The 1,182-nt window shown below is 66.1% G+C and carries 3 protein-coding genes; all 3 read right to left on the reverse strand.

Annotated elements, in window-relative coordinates; all coding sequences use genetic code 11:
* Nucleotides 1-135: hypothetical protein (locus tag HX786_RS32075; protein WP_256735337.1), on the reverse strand; the 135-nt coding region annotated here is incomplete at its 3' end.
* A 103-nt stretch (nt 136-238) separates the two neighbouring features.
* A complete protein-coding gene (locus HX786_RS29710; RefSeq protein ID WP_178912980.1) occupies nt 239-922 on the reverse strand; it encodes a sulfite exporter TauE/SafE family protein in 684 nt (227 codons plus the stop codon).
* Nucleotides 915-1,133, reverse strand: a complete 219-nt coding sequence (ccoS, locus tag HX786_RS29715) for a cbb3-type cytochrome oxidase assembly protein CcoS (protein WP_178912981.1) — start codon at nt 1,131-1,133, stop codon at nt 915-917. The genes HX786_RS29710 and ccoS overlap by 8 nt, the downstream gene beginning before the upstream one ends.
* Between the last annotated feature and the right edge of the window lie 49 nt (nt 1,134-1,182).

Genomic DNA, 1,182 nt, shown 5'->3' on the forward strand with positions numbered 1-1,182 from the left:
GCGCAGGGCGTGGAGCAGGTCGAAGGTGCCGACCTGGCTGTCGAATTGTACGGCGGTGGGGTACGAGGTATAGCGTGGCCCCGCCAGGTCGTAGCGGTGAATCAGATCAGTGTCCCAACGAATGGCGTCGAGCATGCGGGCGTTCCCCCGGATAGGCTAGTGGGCCGAGTCTAGGGGCTGGGTGGGGAAGCCATCTTGATTTGCATCAACGGGGAGCGGCGCTATGCCACATGGCGATCTAGTGGCCCATCAGCCAGTGCTGGTGCGGCCCGGGCAAGGTCCAGATGCCGAACAGCATGACCAGCAGGCCACCGGCCATCCGCACGCTGCGTTTGCGCAATAACGCGGTGACTCGATCAGCGGCTAAGCCCGTGGCCAGCAGTACCGGCCAGGTGCCAAGGCCAAACGCGAGCATCAGCACCGCACTGTCCAGCGCATTGCCCTGGCTGGCCGCCCACAGCAACGTGCTGTAGACCAACCCGCACGGCAACCAGCCCCAGAGCGCACCCAGCAGCAACGCCCGGGGCAGGCTGGACACCGGCAGCAAACGGTTGGCAACCGGCTGGATATGGCGCCACAGGCCGCGCCCGAGGCTTTCGATACGGGTCAGGCCGCTCCACCAGCCAGCCAGGTACAAGCCCATGCAGATCAGCAACAGCCCGGCGAGGATGCGCATGAGCATCGCTGCCGGACTGTTGGCCACGGCCCAGCCGGCCAGGCCGATCAGTAAGCCTGCGGTGGCGTAGCTGAGGATGCGCCCCAGGTTGTAGGCCAGCAGCAGGCGAAAGCGCCGACTGCGTTGCTCCTTGGGAATCGCCAGGGTCAGCGCGCCCATCAGGCCGCCACACATACCCAGGCAATGGCCGCCGCCCAGCAGGCCGAGGATCACCGCCGAGACCAGCAGGGGCGCCAGTTCAAGCATGGGGCGGATCTTTCGGCTTGGGCGGTTGTTCAGGGCCGTTGGCTTCCTCGACGGCCGCCAGGTGGTTCGGGTCCTGGTCATCGAACAGCACGCTGTGGGCCGGGCCATCGAGGTCGTCGTACTGGCCGCTGTCCACCGCCCAGAAGAAGATGTAAATGGCGATGGCAACGATCAACAGCGCCGCCGGGATCATCACGTAAAGAGCTGGCATCTGCACTCCATGCCCGTGCGGCTCAAGCCGGCAGCGGGCGGGTTACGGG

The organism is Pseudomonas sp. 21615526, from assembly GCF_013386245.1.
Classification (GTDB): domain Bacteria; phylum Pseudomonadota; class Gammaproteobacteria; order Pseudomonadales; family Pseudomonadaceae; genus Aquipseudomonas.

Coding starts and splice junctions, on each gene's coding strand:
- HX786_RS29710 (WP_178912980.1), bottom strand. CDS start 922: ATGCTTGAACTGGCGCCCCTGCTGGTCTCGGCGGTGATCCTCGGCCTG.
- ccoS (WP_178912981.1), bottom strand. CDS start 1,133: ATGCCAGCTCTTTACGTGATGATCCCGGCGGCGCTGTTGATCGTTGCC.